The organism is Microbacterium sp. NPDC055312 (genome assembly GCF_053645675.1).
On the sequence record NZ_JBSHMU010000002.1, the window covers coordinates 64104 to 79069 of the forward strand.

A 14966-nucleotide genomic window follows, 5' to 3' on the forward strand; every position below is an offset into this window, starting at 1 on the left:
CCTGATGTTCGAGGCGAGTCATCGGTTCGGTGACGACGCCGGTGCGGCACGCACGTCGTCCAGGCCGTGCACGTCGGGGGGAGTCAGGTCACCGCGGTTCGAGTGGCGCCGTCGTGCCCACACGGCGCCGATTCCCGGCAGCGCGGCGAGCAGGGATGTCAGGCCGAAGGCGATGCTGACCGCGAGGGACTGCGACGCGCTGATGCCCGCGATCGGCAGCAGCGCCACGGCGGCGCCCTCGCGCACCCCCCAGCCGGCGATCGAGACGGGGATGAGCATGGCCAGCAGCACCAGCGGCACGACGGAGACGACCGCAGCGAAGCTGAGCGGCGCACCGATCGCGAGCGCGCAGCAGCCGAACGCGCCGAGCACGCAGCTCGCCGTGGCCGCGCCGAGCATCACCTGCTGCCACGGCGCGGCGCGCAGACTGCGGCGCAGACCCTGCGCAGCGCGCGCCGCCCGGCCCGAGCCTGCCCGCTGCGCGCGCAGGCTGAGAAGCACGGCGAGCGTCGTGCCCCAGGCCAGCGGAAGCAGCACCGCGAGGGCGGTCAGCACGGGGCGAGGCCAGTCGATCGACGGGCGCACGACGAGCGTGCCCACGAAGCCGGTGGTGAGCACGACGAGCATGGCGAACTGCCCGATCGTCCGCTCCACGACGACCGCTCCGGCCGCCGCGGCCGCTCCGGCGTCGTGGCGCGAGCGTGCGGCGCGGCCGACGTCGCCGAGCACGCCGCCGGGCACGGTGGTGTTAACCAGCTGCGCCAGGTAGTACTCGCCGATCGCCTGGCGGATGCCGAGCCGGATGCCCAGAGGCGCGGCGGTCAGGCGCCAGCGCAGCGCGCCGAGAACGGTCAGCGCCATCAGCAGCATCAGCGCCGCCGCCAGCCAGCCGACGTGCGCGCCGCGGACGAGGTCGAGCGCGTCCGCGCCTCCGGCGATGCGCCAGACGAGCAGCAGCAGCACGAGGGCGGCGGCGGTCTGCACGGCGCGCATCAGCCGGCGGCGCGCCCGGTGGTGCCGCGTCACAGGTTCGTCCGTCGTGCTCACGACGGCACCCGGCGTCTCCAGAGGGCGCGCACGTCGACGCCGAACGACCACGCCAGCGACAGTCCGGTCACCGCGACCAGCGCGACCGCCGCTGTCGGGGGCAGGAAGGGCAGCTGCAGCGTCAGCAGGGCGATCAGCTGCACCACGCACACCACCTTGCGGCTGTACCGCTCGTCGAGTGGGCCGTTGAGCCAGGGAGCGACGACGGCGGCGATCGCGAACAGGTACCGCGGCAGGCCGAGCAGCAGTGCGAGCGCACCGGCCGGGCCGTGCATGGCGAGCAGCGCGAGCACCAGGCCGAAGGCCGCGTCGACCTCCATGTCGAAGGAGGCCCCGAACGGCGACGCCGTTCCCTGACGGCGGGCCAGGAAGCCGTCGAGGCCGTCGAGGGCCAGCGCGAGCGTGCCGGCGCTTACCGTCAGCACGACGACCGCGTCGGTGAGGGGGCCGCTCGCGGGGAGCACACCCAGCAGCAGCGCGACGATGGCCATCCGCACGAGAGTGACCACGTTCGCCGCGCCGAGGCGGGAATGCGGATGACGGCGCGACAGCAGCACAGCGAACAGCGCAGTGGCGGCGGCGAACGATGTGCCCGCCACGGCCAGCCTCGCCGCCGGAATGCCCAACGATGCCGCGACGGCCAGCATGCCCGTCCCGGTGAGCGCGGCGACCGCCAGGAAGCGGCCGACGGGAGGGATCCGGCGAGGATCTCGGGCGCGGCTTCCGTCGTCCTCAGCGGGACCGCGGTCGGCCCTGCCCTGCCCGCGACCGTCTGACACCGGCCAGCGGCCGAGCATCCCTGCGGGTGCGGCAGCCATGCTCGCACGATATCAGCGCACGACGGTATGCCGGCCCGTCTCGCCCCGCCGGATGGCGCGTCGCCCACGGTCGGCGAGGCGCCGCGGCCGACGGCCCGGCGCCCGGGAATCGCAGCGCTCAGCCGGCAGCGGTCGGCAGCAGGCCGGCCATTCGCAGGCCGATGTCGACGAGCTTCACCCGCTGCAGCTCGGCCACCTCGTCGAGGGTGAACCACGCCGCCTTGTCGGTGGATCCGTTCTTCTCGAACTGCAGCTCTCCGCCCGTGATCTCGGCACGATAGACGATCCGCAGCGTGTGCAGCGGCAGCTTCTTCTCGTCGCGGCGCACGCGTCGCGACGCCGGGATCACCCGCGAGTGGATGCCCAGCAGCGCCGTCGTCTCGATTCGGAAGCCCGTCTCCTCGCGCAGCTCACGGCGCACGGCGAGCTCGGGATCCTCCCCCTCCTCGAGTCCGCCGCCGGGAAGGGTCCACGCCATGCGACGCCCCTCGACCCACCGGGCCAGCAGCACGTGCCCGTCGTCGTCTGTGACGATCCCGTAGGCGGCGACGCGCAGGTCCATGCACTCACAGTAGTCGCGGTGCGGCCGACTTCCGGTCAGACGGTCTCGACGGGCTCGATGTGCTCTTCGGTGAGCAGGATGCCACCGCTCGTGTTCGCGGAGGTCGACAGCTCTCTGAGCCACTGCTGGCTGAGCTCGGGAGCCACGGGCTCGTCGAAGCTGAAACGCAGCGGGATCGAGGGGTGCAGCCACAGCGTCGATCGTCCGGATCCGTCAGGATGCCGCCACGACAGCGTGAAGCTCTCGTTTCGGCGCAGCTTCAGCGCGATCACGACCTTGATGTGGGCGAGCGTGCGATCGTCCACCTCGATCGGATCGGGTGAGTTGCCGTAGTAGATGAGTCCCATTTGTCCTCACCGTACGAGCGCCCCGCCACCCCGTGCATCCTCGGGGTCCGCCGCGCAACGCAACGCGCAACCGCTGTTCGTTCTCTGAACGGTTCGCGCACTCAATCCCCGCGCAGCGTCTCCTTGGCCGTGCGACCGTACGTCTGCCGGTACAGCGCGTTGAACCGCGATCCGTTGGCGAAGCCCCAGCGCCGCGCGATCTGCGACACCGACTCGTCGGTGCCGCCGTTGCGCAGGTCGCGATGCGCGCCGTCCAGACGCACCCGGCGCAGATACTCGGTCGGAGTGGTGTCAAGACTGCGGCGGAACGCGTACTGCAGCCCGCGGGTCGAGATGTGCACGGCCTCGGCGACGTCATCGACGGTGATCGGCCGGTGGGCGTTCTCGTCGATGTAGGTCAGTGCCCGGCGCACGGTGGCCGCGCCGTGACCGCCGCCGTCGCGGGTGATCGCCGACGAGAAGGTCGAGGGGAAGCAGCTCAGGATGCTCGTCAGAGCATGACGGGTGAGACCCGCCTCGATCAGCTCGTCGTCGACACCGTCGAGCGACATCGCCGAGGTGAGCAGGTAGTCGAATGCGCGGATCCACTGACGCGCCGCGGGATCCGACCGCGGATGCACCGACGTCAGCCGCAGCGAGAGCAGCTCGTCTCCGGTGATCCGGCGCGCGAGCTCCTGCGCGCGCACGCGATCGAGGATGAGGGCGGACACCTCGGCCGTGCCCGTCCATTCGGCTTCGACCTGGGCGCTGTCGGTCGCCCACGGCATCCCCGGTTCGATGATCGACCGCCGCGTGCGCAGCTCGCTGTCGGCGGCCACCAGCCGGCATGCGAAGAGCTGATCCTCGGGTTGCACGCGGGAGTGCACCTCGGCGGTGAGCGAGTACCGCACGATCGCGACGTCGCTCAGCGTCGCCGACCGCCACCGGAATGCGAACTCGGCCGGGTCGATGTGCAGCAGGGACGCCGAGGGCACGAAGGTCTTCCAGATCTCCGCGACATCGGCGCTGTCGTCTGATTCCACTCGCAGAATCTCCGCCACAGACTCCTCCTGTGCGTACCGTCGACGATGGGCATGGCGCACCCTTCAGAATAAACCGAGGGGTCGCCCGCCCGCGGAACGACGGCGTTCCGGCGTGCCCGTCGATGCTCAGACGCGAAGATCGATGAGCGCTCGCTCGAGGCGGGCCACGGCGGCATCCACGTCGCCGAGCTTGTCGAGGCCGAACAGCCCGACCCGCAACGTTGAGAAGCCCTCCGGCTCGTCGCAGTGCAGGGGCACGCCGGCCGCGACCTGCACTCCGTGCTGCCGGAATGCCGCGCCGGTTCGCAGCTCGGGATCGGCGGTGTGCACGACCACCACGGTCGGCGCAGCGAACTCCGGTGCGGCGACCGACGGCATCCCGTGCTCGGCCAGCAGCGCGCGCACGCGCGTGCCAAGGTCGATCTGCGCGGCGCGCAGCGTGTCGAAGCCGCGCTCGCGGGTCTCGACCATCTGGCGCAGGTTGCGCGCGATGGTGTCGGTGGGCATGGTCGAGTGGTATCCGGCTGAGCCGTCCCGATAGCCGTCGGAGATGCCGAGCCAGCGGTTCAGGTCGAGGGCGAAGCTGGTCGCGGTGCCGGATGCCACGGCATCCCTGCCCTTCCCGCTGAGCATCACGTACCCGACTCCCGGCGACCCGCTCCACCCCTTCTGCGGGGCGGAGAGGAGCACGTCGACGCCGAGGGCGCGCATGTCGACCCACATCGCACCGGAGGCGATGCAGTCGAGCACGAGCACGCCGCCGCCCTCGTGCACCGCGTCGGCGAGCGCGCGGACGTAGTCGTCGGTCAGGATGATGCCGGCGGCCGTCTCGACGTGCGGCGCGAAGACCACCTCCGGGCGCTTCGCGCGGATGGCGGCGACAACCTCGTCGATCGGCGCCGGGCTCCATGCCGCCTGCACGTCATCGCTGTCGGGCCGGGCGAGGCAGACGGTGACGTCGGAGGCGATTCCGCCCATCTCGAGGATCTGCGACCAGCGGTACGAGAACAGGCCGTTGCGCACGATCAGGGCACGCCTGCCCGTGGCGAGGTGGCGGGCGACGGATTCCATCGCGAAGCTGCCGCCGCCGTTGACGAGTGCGGCGCTGTCGGCGCGGTACGCCTCGCAGAGGATGTCGATGGTCTGCTGCATGATGCCGATGAAGCGCGTCGACATGTGGTTCAGCGACCGATCGGTGAACACCACCGAGTACTCGAGAAGTCCGTCCGGATCGATGTCAGCGTGCGGCAGAGTCATGCGTCCACCCTGGCACTGTCTGCGGATGAAGAGAACAGCGCTTCCGTGAAGCGGAAGAAAGCCCCGGCAATGCCGGGGCTTTCTTCTCTTGTGGAGCCTAGGAGATTCGAACTCCTGACATCTTGCTTGCAAAGCAAGCGCTCTACCAACTGAGCTAAGGCCCCTCACGGTGCGAGCACCGCGTCAATGATACATGCCGCCGGGTTCGCCGTCGCAATCGCCGCCGGCGGCCGGGCATCCGCGCGTGTCGGGAAACTGCCGGCAGCGAGGCAGCGAGGTCAAGTCCCTGTCGGTGAGCGCGCGTCGGGCGGATGCTTGTGACATGGATCCGGAGATGACGGCCGACGGTCACCACATCATCGTCGACGGGCGGCGGTGGCGGGCGACCGACCCGTCGATCCCCGACTCGTTCCGTCAGGAGCTGGTGGACGAGCTCATGTCGGCGCGACGCGCCGTGAAGGCGGGGGAGAGCGACGCTCGACGCCGGGTGAACGATGCGAAGACCGCCCTCGGCGAGAGGGGAGCGCCCTGGTGGGACGAGCGCGCCGGCGCGGACTTCGACGAGCGGATCGCCGCGGCCGTGCGCGCCCTCGTGCGCAAGCGCCACGCGTCGTCGATCTGCCCGAGTGATGTCGCTCGCACGGTCGGCGCGCAGTCGTGGCGGTCGATCATGGACGACGTGCGGCGCGTCACCGCTCGGCTGGCGGACGAACGGCAGGTGATCGTGACGCAGAAGGGCGAGCCGGTGCAGATCGGCGATTCCCGCGGACCGGTGCGCATCGTGCGCGGCCCCGAGCTGTGACGACGAAGAAGGCCCCGCCGGAGCGGGGCCTTCTTCGTCGTCTTGAGTGGGGCTACCAGGACTTGAACCTGGGACCTCTTCATTATCAGTGAAGCGCTCTAACCGCCTGAGCTATAGCCCCGTCAACCTCCAAGACTTTACCGGATGATCCTGCCGAAAAGCGAATCGAGCCCGGCCTGCGCACAGGCCGGGCGTTTCGACTCATTCCGCGGTGCCGCCGGGACGCAGCGTCGCGGATCCGGCGGAGACGCTCCCCGTGATCCGATGCCGGCTGGAGCTGCTCTGATCGAGGCTGCTGTCCAGGGATCCTGCACTCACCTCGCGGCGCAGGTCGTACTCCTCGTCGGGCAGCGTGAGGTCGAGCGCTCCGGCCGACACTGTGAAGTCGACACTGTCGGGCACGCTCGTGAGGGTCGACACCACGCGACCCGCGCTGATCCGGTACTGCGCCTGCTCGACGCCTCGCAGCTCGACATCGGCGCGCCCGGCGTTCAGCTCGATGTCGAGCGCGCGAGCATCCCCGGCCAGCGCGAGCGATCCGGCGTTCACATCGACTCCCAGATCGGCGAACTCACCCGCGACGTCGAGCCGGCCGGCGTGCAGGGTGAGCTCGGCATCCACTCCCTCCAGAGCGAGCGGCAGCACGAGGGTCGCCTGCTGGTCGCCTCGCAGCCAGTCCGGACTCCACCAGTCGAAGCCCCGGTCGGGCCCGCGGACCTTCAGCCGGCCGTCGTCGGCACGCATCAGCCACCCGCCGGTGGAGGCGCCTTCGACCCGCAGCTCGGCGTCGTCGACGTCGTCGAACAGGACGCGCATGCTCGCCCCGCCCACTTCGACGTCGATCGAGTTCACGCCCTCGACGTCTGCTGTCAGCTGACCCGACTGCGGGCCGATCTGCTGCAGTCCGGTGACGGCTGCGGATGCCGCGGAGCCGAGCATCACCACCCCGCCGACTGCGGCGATCACCACGGTGATCGCGCCGATGCTCTTCTTCGTGCCGCTCATCGCAGCCCTCCCTGTTCCGTGCGGCCGGCGTCGGCCGAGCCGTGATTCTCGATGTGAGCGAGTGCGGCCAGCACCCGCCGGTTACCGTCTTCGCGCTCCAACCCGAGCTTCTGGAAGATCGCGGTGATGTGCTTCTCGACGCTGGCCTCGCTGAGGAACAGCATCCCGGCGATCGCACTGTTCGACTTGCCCTCGGCGATCAGCGCGAGAACCGTGCGCTCGCGCTCGGTCAGTCGCAGCATCCGCTCGTCGCGGTTGCGCCGGGTGAGCAGCTGCGCGACCACCTCGGGATCGAGCACCGTGCCGCCGGCCGCGATGCGCTCGACCGACTCGACGAACTCGGCGACGTCGGCCACCCGGTCCTTGAGCAGGTAGCCGAGAGCGCCACCCTGCGTCTGTCCCGTCTGGGCGGCGATGAGGTCGCTGGCGTAGCGCTCCTCGACGTACTGCGAGAGCACGAGGATGGCGAGCGCGGGAAGCGCCGCCCGGATGGCGAGCGCCGCGCGGATGCCCTCATCGGTGAACGTGGGTGGCAGTCGCACATCGAGGATCGCCAGGTCGGGGGCGGATTCGGTGATGGCATCCATCAGGCCGGTCGTGTCGGGCAGCGCCGCGACGACCTCGTGACCGGCGTCGTCGAGGAGGCGGACGAGTCCTTCGCGCAGCAGAACCGAGTCCTCGCAGATCAGGATGCGCATGGCACGCTCACCTCCAGGCTGGTCGGACCGCCCGCGGGGCTGTCCAGGCGGAACGTGCCGCCCGCGGCGATCACCCGGTTGGTGATCCCGTCGAGGCCGCCGCCCGGCTGCACCTGCGCGCCGCCCATGCCGTTGTCCTCGACGCGGGCCCACAGCCCGCCGTCGCGGCTGCGCACGACGACGCGGCATTCGCTGGCGCGGGAGTGCTTGGCCGCGTTGGTCAGCGACTCGGCGATCGCGAAGTAGACCGCCGCTTCCGCGTCGCGGCAGGACGCGCCGGCTCCCGTCGCCGAGGGATCGATGCGCACGTCGAGCTGCACCGGGATGTGCGATCGGCCGGCCAGGGCCGACAGGGCGGCGTCGAGGCCACGGTCGTCGAGCACGGAGGTGTGGATGCCGCGGGCCAACTGCCTGAGTTCGGTGATCGCGGCCTTCGTCGAGGTGTGCGCCTCGTCGATCAGCGCCTTCGCGGCCGCCGGATCGGCGTCGATCTTCTGCTGGGCGAGGCCCAGCGTCATCCCGACCGACACCAGCCGGGGCTGGACGCCGTCGTGCAGGTCGCGCTCGATGCGGGTGCGCTCGAGCTCGGCTGCGCGCACCGCTCCGGCGCGCTGGGCGGTGGTCGTGCGCACCTGAGCGGTGAGCTCGGCCTCGCGACTGGGGATGACGAGTGCGCGGCTCAGCACGCGATGCAGCAGTGCGAGGCCGATCATCCCGGCTACGCCGACGATCACGCCGACGATGCCGATCAGCGGCGCCCACTCGACGGCGAGATAGCTGCCGAAGGGTCCGGCGATGCTGCCCTCGGACGACAGCGGCGCGAATGCGAAGAAGACCGACCAGATCACGCCCCAGAACAGCCGCAGCACGACCGTGCCGAGGATGCACGCGAGCACGAAGTTGAGCATCGTGCGCCACATGCGCCCGTCGACCGACTGTCGCGCGAGATTTCGCAGCCATCCGCCGAAGCCGGGCCGGGTGCGCTCTCGCCAGCGCAGGTCGGGAAGGTCGACGCCGTACAGGCTTCCCACCCGCCGCACCTCGAACCACGCGACACCGTAGATCGCGTAGACGACGCCGATGAGGAAGAGCAGGCCGATGCCGAAGACGAGCAGCAGTGCGAGCCCGACGCCGAGCACCGCACTCAGTGCGGCGAGCGCCGCCGAGCCGACAGCCCCGAGCGCGGCGAGCTGGAGGATGGTGAGGACGATGCGCAGCGGCGGCCGTGCGGCATCCGCGTTCGACCGAGTCGCCGCGGGTGCGGGCGCCGGCGGGGCGGGCGCCGGGGGCGGCGCGATGTGCGCGGCCCCGGAGGGGCGCGGTGCCGGGGGAGTCGGGTTCATGGTCATGACTCAAAGCTACGGTTCCCCCGCGCATCCCGACACGGAGCCAGCCAGACATCCGCATTCGGGTTTTCCCTACCCGCCGCCCCGCACGCGACGTGGTTCACTGGCTGCATGAGCGCATCGGACGCAACGCACGACGACGAGCCGCACTCGAGCGGAACGGGGCAGCGCCTGAACTGGCTGCGCGCCGGGGTGCTCGGCGCGAACGACGGGATCGTCTCGGTCGCGTCGCTCGTCGTCGGCGTCGCGGGCGCGACCACCGACAACGCGGCACTGCTCGTCGCCGGCCTCGCCGGCCTGGTGGGCGGGGCGATCTCGATGGCGCTGGGGGAGTACGTCTCGGTCAGCAGTCAGCGCGACACCGAGCGCGCGCTGATCGAGAAGGAGCGCGAAGAGCTGCGCACCATGCCGTCGCAGGAGCTGGCCGAGCTCGCCGACCTGTACCGGCAGCGCGGGCTCAGTGACGAGACCGCTCAGCAGGTGGCGATCGAGCTCACCGAGCACGACGCGCTCGCGGCGCACCTCGAGGTCGAACTCGGCATCGATCAGCACGACCTGGTGAACCCGTGGCACGCGGCGCTGTCGTCGGCGATCTCGTTCACGATCGGCGCACTTCTGCCCCTGCTGGCCATCCTGCTGCCCCCGCCCGGATGGCGGGTGCCCGTCACCTTCGCCGCGGTGCTGCTCGCCCTGGCAGCCACCGGCGTGATCTCGGCACGGGTGGGCGGTGCGTCAGCGGGGCTGGCATCGCTGCGGCTCGTCGTCGGCGGCGCGATCGCCCTGCTCGTCACCTGGCTGATCGGCACCCTGCTCGGCACCACCGGCGTGGTGTGATCGCCCGGAACGCCCGAAACGCGCGAAGACCCCCGGCCACGACGGCCGGGGGTCTTCGTGCAGAGAGATCAGTTCGACATGAATCCGACGAGCAGCCCGCCGGTCACCTTCACCGCCAGGTTGTAGATTCCGGCGATGACCGCGCCGAGCACGGTGAACACGATGAGGTTCAGGATCGAGACGACCGCGCCGAAGGCCATGATCTGCGGCAGCCCGATCAGGCTCGACAGGTCGATGGCTCCGTCGGTGAGCGTGTCGAGGATCTTGCCGACCTGCGCGATGACGTTCGTCGCCTGCAGCACGAGGTACACCAGGAAGAACGACACCATCGTGACGATCGCCAGCGCCACCGCTCCGAGGAACGACAGCTTCACAGCCGACCAGAAGTCGACGTAGACCAGGCGCAGGCGCACCTGCTTGCCCCCGGTCTTGCGCGTGGACTTCTTCGCCAGCTTGTCAGCGACTGTACTCATCTATCGGTGCTCTCTTCGGATCAGGCTTCGGGGGTGTCAGCGGGTGGCGTGGCGGGCTCGGAGACCTCGATCTCGCCGAGAGACTCGTCATCCTCCTCGATGCCGCGCTCGCTGTTGCGGGCGACGGCGAGGATGCGGTCATCACCGGACATGCGGGCGAACACGACTCCCATCGTGTCCCGACCCTTCGCCGGCACCTCGGCCACGGCAGAGCGTACCACCTTGCCGCTGGAGAGAACCACCAAGACCTCGTCGTCTTCGGAGACGATGAGACCACCCGCGAGAACGCCCCGTTCGTCGCTCAGCTTGGCGACCTTGATGCCTGTTCCGCCGCGCTTCTGCACCTTGTATTCGGCGACCGTCGTGCGCTTCGCGTACCCGCCGTCGGTGACGGTGAAGACGAACGAGTCGTCGTGCACGACGGATGCCGAGAGCAGGCAGTCCTCGTCGTCCTTGAACTTCATCCCGCGCACGCCCTCGGTGGCGCGGCCCATCGGACGCAGCGCCTCGTCGGTCGCGTGGAAGCGCACCGACATGCCCTTCGCGCTGATGAGCAGGATGTCCTCGTCGGAGTTGACCAGCTTCGCGCTGACCAGCTCGTCGGTCTCGCGCAGACGGATGGCGATGACCCCGCCCTGTCGATTGGTGTCGTAGTCGCCGAGGCGGGTCTTCTTCACCAGCCCGCTGCGGGTGGCGAGCACCAGGTAGTCCTTCGCCTCGTAATCGCTGATGGCGAGCACCTGGGCGATCTTCTCGTCGGGCTGCAGGGCGAGCAGGTTGGCCACGTGCTGGCCCTTCGCATCGCGCCCCGCCTCGGGAACCTCGTACGTCTTGGTGCGGTAGACGCGTCCCTTGTCGGTGAAGAAGAGCAGCCAGTGGTGCGTGGTGGTCACGAAGAAGTGCTCGACGAGGTCGTCGGCGCGCAGCTGCGCGCCCTTGACTCCCTTGCCGCCGCGGTGCTGCGAGCGGTAGTTGTCGCTGCGGGTGCGCTTGATGTACCCCTCGCGGGTGACGGTGACGACCATCTCCTCGACGGGGATGAGGTCCTCCATCGACATGTCGCCGTCGAAGCCGTGCAGGATGTGCGTGCGACGCTCATCGCCGAACCGGTCGACGATCTCGGTGAGCTCGGTGCGCACGATGTCGCGCTGACGCGCCTCGGTGGCGATGATCTCCTTGTAGTCGGCGATCTTCAGCTCGAGCTCGGTGGCCTCGTCGATGATCTTCTGCCGCTCGAGTGCCGCGAGGCGGCGCAGCTGCATCTGCAGGATGGCCTCGGCCTGGTCGTCGTCGATGTCGAGCAGCGTCTTCAGACCCTCGCGCGCCTCGTCGACGGTCGGCGAGCGGCGGATCAGGGCGATGACCTCGTCGAGCGCGTCGAGCGCCTTCAGGTATCCCTGCAGGATGTGCATGCGCGCCTGCGCCTTGCGCAGCCGGTAGCCGGTGCGCCGCACGATGACGTCCAGCTGGTGATCGAGCCAGTGCGTGATGAATCCGTCGATGCCGAGCGTGCGGGGCACGCCGTCGACGATCGCCAGCATGTTCGCGCCGAAGTTCTCCTGCAGCTGGGTGTGCTTGTACAGGTTGTTCAGCACGACCTTCGCCACCGCGTCGCGCTTGAGCACGACGACGAGACGCTGACCGGTGCGGTCGGAGGACTCGTCGCGGATGTCGGCGATGCCGGTGATCTTGCCGTCACGGGCCAGGTCGCCGATCTTCACCGCGAGGTTGTCGGGGTTCACCTGGTACGGCAGCTCGGTGATCACCAGGCACGTGCGGCCCTGGATCTCCTCGACCTCGACGATCGCGCGCATCGTGATCGAGCCGCGGCCGGTGCGGTACGCCTCGTGGATGCCCTTGGTGCCGAGGATCTGCGCACCGGTCGGGAAGTCGGGGCCCGGAACCCGCTGGATGAGACCCTCGAGCAGCTCCTCGCGGGGGAGGTGCGGGTTCTCGAGCGCCCACAGCGCCGCGGCCGACACCTCGCGCAGGTTGTGCGGCGGGATGTTGGTGGCCATGCCGACCGCGATGCCGATCGACCCGTTGACGAGCAGGTTCGGGAACCGCGCCGGCAGCACGTCGGGCTCCTGCGTCTGCCCGTCGTAGTTCGGCGAGAAGTCGACGGTGTCCTCTTCGATGTCGCGCACCATCTCGAGCGCGAGCGGGGCCATCTTCGTCTCGGTGTATCGCGGGGCGGCGGCGCCCATGTTGCCGGGGGAGCCGAAGTTGCCCTGGCCGAGCGCGAGCGGGTATCGCAGCGACCACGGCTGCACGAGGCGCACGAGGGTGTCGTAGATCGCCGTGTCACCGTGCGGGTGGTACTGGCCCATCACCTCGCCGACGACGCGCGCGCACTTCGAGAACGACTTGTCGGGGCGGAAGCCGCCGTCGTACATGCCGTACAGCACCCGGCGGTGCACGGGCTTGAGACCATCGCGCACGTCGGGCAGCGCGCGGCCGACGATGACCGCCATCGCGTAGTCGAGGTACGACCGCTGCATCTCGGACTGCAGGTCGACCTGGTTGATGCGGCCGTGCTCGTGGCCCGCGGTGATGTCGGGGCGTTCTTCGTCAGTCATGTTCTTTCCTGGAAATCGTCGCGACGTCAGATGTCGAGGAAGCGGACGTCCTTGGCGTTGCGCTGGATGAAGGTGCGTCGCGACTCGACGTCCTCACCCATCAGCACGCTGAAGATCTCGTCCGCCGCGGCGGCGTCGTCGATGGTGATCTGGCGGAGCGTGCGCGTGGTGTGATCCATCGTCGTCTCCCACAGCTCCTTGGCGTTCATCTCGCCCAGACCCTTGTAGCGCTGCACCCCGGCATCCTTCGGCAGGCGCTTGCCGTTCTCGGCTCCGTGGGCGAGCAGCGCATCGCGCTCGGCGTCGGAGTACACGTACTCGTGCGGCGCGTTCGACCACTTCAGGCGGTACAGCGGGGGCATCGCGAGGTACACGAATCCGGCCTCGATGAGTCCGCGCATGTAGCGGAACAGCAGCGTGAGCAGCAGGGTGGTGATGTGCTGGCCGTCGACATCGGCATCCGCCATCAGCACGATCTTGTGATAGCGGGCCTTCTCGATGTCGAAGTCCTCGCCGATGCCGGTGCCGAAGGCCTGGATCATCGCCTGCACCTCGCGATTGCCCAGCGCCTTGTCGAGTCGCGCGCGCTCGACATTGAGGATCTTGCCGCGCAGCGCCAGGATCGCCTGGGTGTGCGGGTCGCGCCCCTGCACCGCCGAGCCGCCGGCCGAGTCACCCTCGACGAGGAAGATCTCGCTGATCGACGGGTCCTTGCTCGTGCAGTCCTTGAGCTTGTCGGGCATCGCTGCCGACTCGAACACGCTCTTGCGGCGGGCGGTCTCGCGCGCCTTCCGGGCTGCCAGTCGCGCGGTCGCGGCATCGATCGCCTTGCGGATGATGTTCTTCGCCTGCTGCGGGTTGCGGTCGAACCAGTCGCCCAGCTGGTCGTTCACGATCTTCTGCGTGAACGCCTTCGCCTCGGTGTTGCCGAGCTTGGTCTTCGTCTGACCCTCGAACTGCGGCTCGCCGAGCTTGATCGAGATGACCGCCGTGAGGCCTTCGCGGACGTCGTCTCCGGAGAGGTTCTCGTCCTTCTCCTTGAGCAGGTTGTTCGCCCGGGCGTAGCGGTTGACGAGGCTGGTCAGCGCGGCACGGAAGCCCTCTTCGTGCGTGCCGCCCTCGTGCGTGTTGATCGTGTTGGCGTAGGTGAACACGTTCTCGGTGTACGACGTGGTCCACTGCATCGCCAGCTCGAGCGAGATCTTGCGCACCGTGTCCTCCGACTCGAACGCGATGATCTCGTCGTTGACGACCTCGGCCTTGCGCACCTTGTTGAGGTACTCGACGTAGTCGACCAGACCGCGCTCGTAGAGGAACACGTCGCCCGGCTGGCGGGTGACGACGGTGCCGTCGACCTCGTCTTCCAGGGCGGATGCCGGGCGCTCGTCGCGCAGCGCGATGCGCAGTCCCTTGTTCAGGAACGCCATCTGCTGGAAGCGGGTGCGCAGCGTGTCGTAGTCGAAGTCGACCGTCTCGGTGAAGATCTCGGGATCCGGCCAGAACGTGATGGCCGTACCGGTCTCATCGGTCGGCTCGCCCTTCTCGAGCTGCTGCTGCGGCACGCCGCCCTCGGCGAACCGGTGCCGCCAGACGAAGCCCTTCTGCCTGACCTCGACGTCGAAACGGGTCGAGAGCGCGTTGACCACCGACGAGCCGACGCCGTGCAGACCGCCCGAGACGGCGTAGGCGCCGCCGCCGAACTTGCCGCCCGCGTGCAGGATCGTGAGCACGACCTCGACCGTCGACTTGCTGGGATCGGAGGAGTGCGGATCGACGGGGATGCCGCGGCCGTTGTCGACCACGCGCACCGCGCCGTCTTCGAGAATGGTGACTTCGATGTTGTCGGCATGACCGGCCAGGGCCTCGTCGACCGAGTTGTCGACGATCTCGTACACGAGGTGGTGCAGACCGCGCGGCCCGGTGGAGCCGATGTACATGCCGGGCCGTTTGCGGACGGCTTCGAGACCTTCGAGGATCTGGATCTGGTCGGCCCCGTAGTCGCCGGAGACCTTCGCGGAGCTGTTCTCGGTCGGCGCGTTCGTCGAAGCGTCGTCGGCGTTGTCTTCAGGCGTCATCAGAAATGGTTCTCCACATCGAAAGTAGTACCCATTCTAGCGGGTTGCGAAGGTCGACATGCGCCTCAAACGCCGTGTGATCGCTTCTGAGCGCTTGAGGG

At 69.3% G+C, this 14966-nt stretch carries 14 protein-coding genes and 2 tRNA genes; 2 read left to right on the forward strand and 14 right to left on the reverse strand.

The features are described 5' to 3' along the window. Nucleotides 1–18 precede the first annotated feature (18 nt). From ACWIDW_RS04645 to ACWIDW_RS04675, 7 genes are all read right to left on the reverse strand, one after another. Nucleotides 19–1047 carry a lysylphosphatidylglycerol synthase transmembrane domain-containing protein gene (locus tag ACWIDW_RS04645; protein WP_454123360.1) on the reverse strand — a complete coding sequence of 343 codons (1029 nt, stop codon included), beginning with the start codon at nt 1045–1047 and terminating at the stop codon, nt 19–21. After that, on the reverse strand, nt 1044–1865 hold the full coding sequence (locus ACWIDW_RS04650; protein ID WP_454123361.1) for a CDP-alcohol phosphatidyltransferase family protein: 822 nt from the start codon (nt 1863–1865) through the stop codon (nt 1044–1046). Before ACWIDW_RS04650 ends, ACWIDW_RS04645 begins: the two co-directional genes overlap by 4 nt. 118 nt (nt 1866–1983) lie before the next feature. Beyond that, a complete protein-coding gene (locus tag ACWIDW_RS04655) occupies nt 1984–2427 on the reverse strand; it encodes an NUDIX hydrolase (RefSeq protein WP_452321772.1) in 444 nt (147 codons plus the stop codon). A 35-nt stretch (nt 2428–2462) separates the two neighbouring features. Then, a complete protein-coding gene (locus tag ACWIDW_RS04660; RefSeq protein WP_452321773.1) occupies nt 2463–2774 on the reverse strand; it encodes a DUF7882 family protein in 312 nt (103 codons plus the stop codon). 101 nt (nt 2775–2875) lie between these two features. Next, a complete protein-coding gene (locus ACWIDW_RS04665) occupies nt 2876–3796 on the reverse strand; it encodes a helix-turn-helix transcriptional regulator (RefSeq protein ID WP_454123364.1) in 921 nt (306 codons plus the stop codon). Nucleotides 3797–3922: 126 nt separating this feature from the next. Further along, a complete protein-coding gene (locus tag ACWIDW_RS04670) occupies nt 3923–5053 on the reverse strand; it encodes an aminotransferase class V-fold PLP-dependent enzyme (protein WP_454123366.1) in 1131 nt (376 codons plus the stop codon). Nucleotides 5054–5144: 91 nt separating this feature from the next. After that, nucleotides 5145–5217: transfer RNA gene (locus ACWIDW_RS04675), tRNA-Ala, on the reverse strand. Between the two features lie 158 nt (nt 5218–5375). On the opposite strand from ACWIDW_RS04675, the gene ACWIDW_RS04680 reads away from it, so the two are divergent. Continuing rightward, on the forward strand, nt 5376–5855 hold the full coding sequence (locus tag ACWIDW_RS04680) for a DUF3253 domain-containing protein (RefSeq protein WP_454123367.1): 480 nt from the start codon (nt 5376–5378) through the stop codon (nt 5853–5855). Between the two features lie 47 nt (nt 5856–5902). Here ACWIDW_RS04680 and ACWIDW_RS04685 read toward each other — a convergent pair. The 4 genes from ACWIDW_RS04685 to ACWIDW_RS04700 all read right to left on the reverse strand — a co-directional run bounded on the left by ACWIDW_RS04685 (nt 5903) and on the right by ACWIDW_RS04700 (nt 8907). Further along, nucleotides 5903–5976: transfer RNA gene (locus ACWIDW_RS04685), tRNA-Ile, on the reverse strand. Between the two features lie 80 nt (nt 5977–6056). Beyond that, entirely contained in the window at nt 6057–6860 is an 804-nt protein-coding gene (locus tag ACWIDW_RS04690; RefSeq protein ID WP_454123369.1) for a hypothetical protein, read from the reverse strand. Beyond that, nucleotides 6857–7558 (reverse strand): LuxR C-terminal-related transcriptional regulator, encoded by a 702-nt coding sequence (locus ACWIDW_RS04695; RefSeq protein ID WP_454123371.1) that lies wholly within the window; start codon nt 7556–7558, stop codon nt 6857–6859. Before ACWIDW_RS04695 ends, ACWIDW_RS04690 begins: the two co-directional genes overlap by 4 nt. Then, entirely contained in the window at nt 7546–8907 is a 1362-nt protein-coding gene (locus ACWIDW_RS04700; protein WP_454123373.1) for a histidine kinase, read from the reverse strand. Before ACWIDW_RS04700 ends, ACWIDW_RS04695 begins: the two co-directional genes overlap by 13 nt. 108 nt (nt 8908–9015) lie before the next feature. Between ACWIDW_RS04700 and ACWIDW_RS04705 the strand changes: the two genes are divergently transcribed. Beyond that, nucleotides 9016–9738, forward strand: a complete 723-nt coding sequence (locus tag ACWIDW_RS04705; protein WP_454123375.1) for a VIT1/CCC1 transporter family protein — start codon at nt 9016–9018, stop codon at nt 9736–9738. 68 nt (nt 9739–9806) lie between these two features. Here the strand turns inward: ACWIDW_RS04705 and ACWIDW_RS04710 are convergent, their stop codons facing one another. From ACWIDW_RS04710 to gyrB, 3 genes are read right to left on the reverse strand one after another with little or no spacing between them, the layout of a single operon-like run. Then, the gene (locus ACWIDW_RS04710) at nt 9807–10211 is read right to left on the reverse strand and encodes a DUF3566 domain-containing protein (protein ID WP_101188886.1); all 405 of its coding nucleotides are present in this window, start codon (nt 10209–10211) and stop codon (nt 9807–9809) included. Between the two features lie 20 nt (nt 10212–10231). After that, nucleotides 10232–12790 (reverse strand): DNA gyrase subunit A, encoded by a 2559-nt coding sequence (gene gyrA, locus ACWIDW_RS04715; protein WP_454123377.1) that lies wholly within the window; start codon nt 12788–12790, stop codon nt 10232–10234. Nucleotides 12791–12816: 26 nt separating this feature from the next. After that, nucleotides 12817–14865: a DNA topoisomerase (ATP-hydrolyzing) subunit B gene (gene gyrB, locus ACWIDW_RS04720; protein ID WP_454123379.1), complete on the reverse strand. Its 2049-nt coding sequence runs from the start codon at nt 14863–14865 to the stop codon at nt 12817–12819. Nucleotides 14866–14966 lie beyond the last annotated feature (101 nt).

Excerpts from the sequence above, each read along its gene's own strand:
- ACWIDW_RS04700 (WP_454123373.1), bottom strand. The coding sequence starts at position 8,907 with ATGACCATGAACCCGACTCCCCCGGCACCGCGCCCCTCCGGGGCCGCG.
- ACWIDW_RS04705 (WP_454123375.1), top strand. The coding sequence starts at position 9,016 with ATGAGCGCATCGGACGCAACGCACGACGACGAGCCGCACTCGAGCGGA.
- ACWIDW_RS04710 (WP_101188886.1), bottom strand. The coding sequence starts at position 10,211 with ATGAGTACAGTCGCTGACAAGCTGGCGAAGAAGTCCACGCGCAAGACC.
- gyrA (WP_454123377.1), bottom strand. The coding sequence starts at position 12,790 with ATGACTGACGAAGAACGCCCCGACATCACCGCGGGCCACGAGCACGGC.
- ACWIDW_RS04650 (WP_454123361.1), bottom strand. The coding sequence starts at position 1,865 with ATGGCTGCCGCACCCGCAGGGATGCTCGGCCGCTGGCCGGTGTCAGAC.
- ACWIDW_RS04695 (WP_454123371.1), bottom strand. The coding sequence starts at position 7,558 with ATGCGCATCCTGATCTGCGAGGACTCGGTTCTGCTGCGCGAAGGACTC.
- gyrB (WP_454123379.1), bottom strand. The coding sequence starts at position 14,865 with ATGACGCCTGAAGACAACGCCGACGACGCTTCGACGAACGCGCCGACC.
- ACWIDW_RS04655 (WP_452321772.1), bottom strand. The coding sequence starts at position 2,427 with ATGGACCTGCGCGTCGCCGCCTACGGGATCGTCACAGACGACGACGGG.
- ACWIDW_RS04680 (WP_454123367.1), top strand. The coding sequence starts at position 5,376 with ATGGATCCGGAGATGACGGCCGACGGTCACCACATCATCGTCGACGGG.
- ACWIDW_RS04660 (WP_452321773.1), bottom strand. The coding sequence starts at position 2,774 with ATGGGACTCATCTACTACGGCAACTCACCCGATCCGATCGAGGTGGAC.
- ACWIDW_RS04670 (WP_454123366.1), bottom strand. The coding sequence starts at position 5,053 with ATGACTCTGCCGCACGCTGACATCGATCCGGACGGACTTCTCGAGTAC.
- ACWIDW_RS04690 (WP_454123369.1), bottom strand. The coding sequence starts at position 6,860 with ATGAGCGGCACGAAGAAGAGCATCGGCGCGATCACCGTGGTGATCGCC.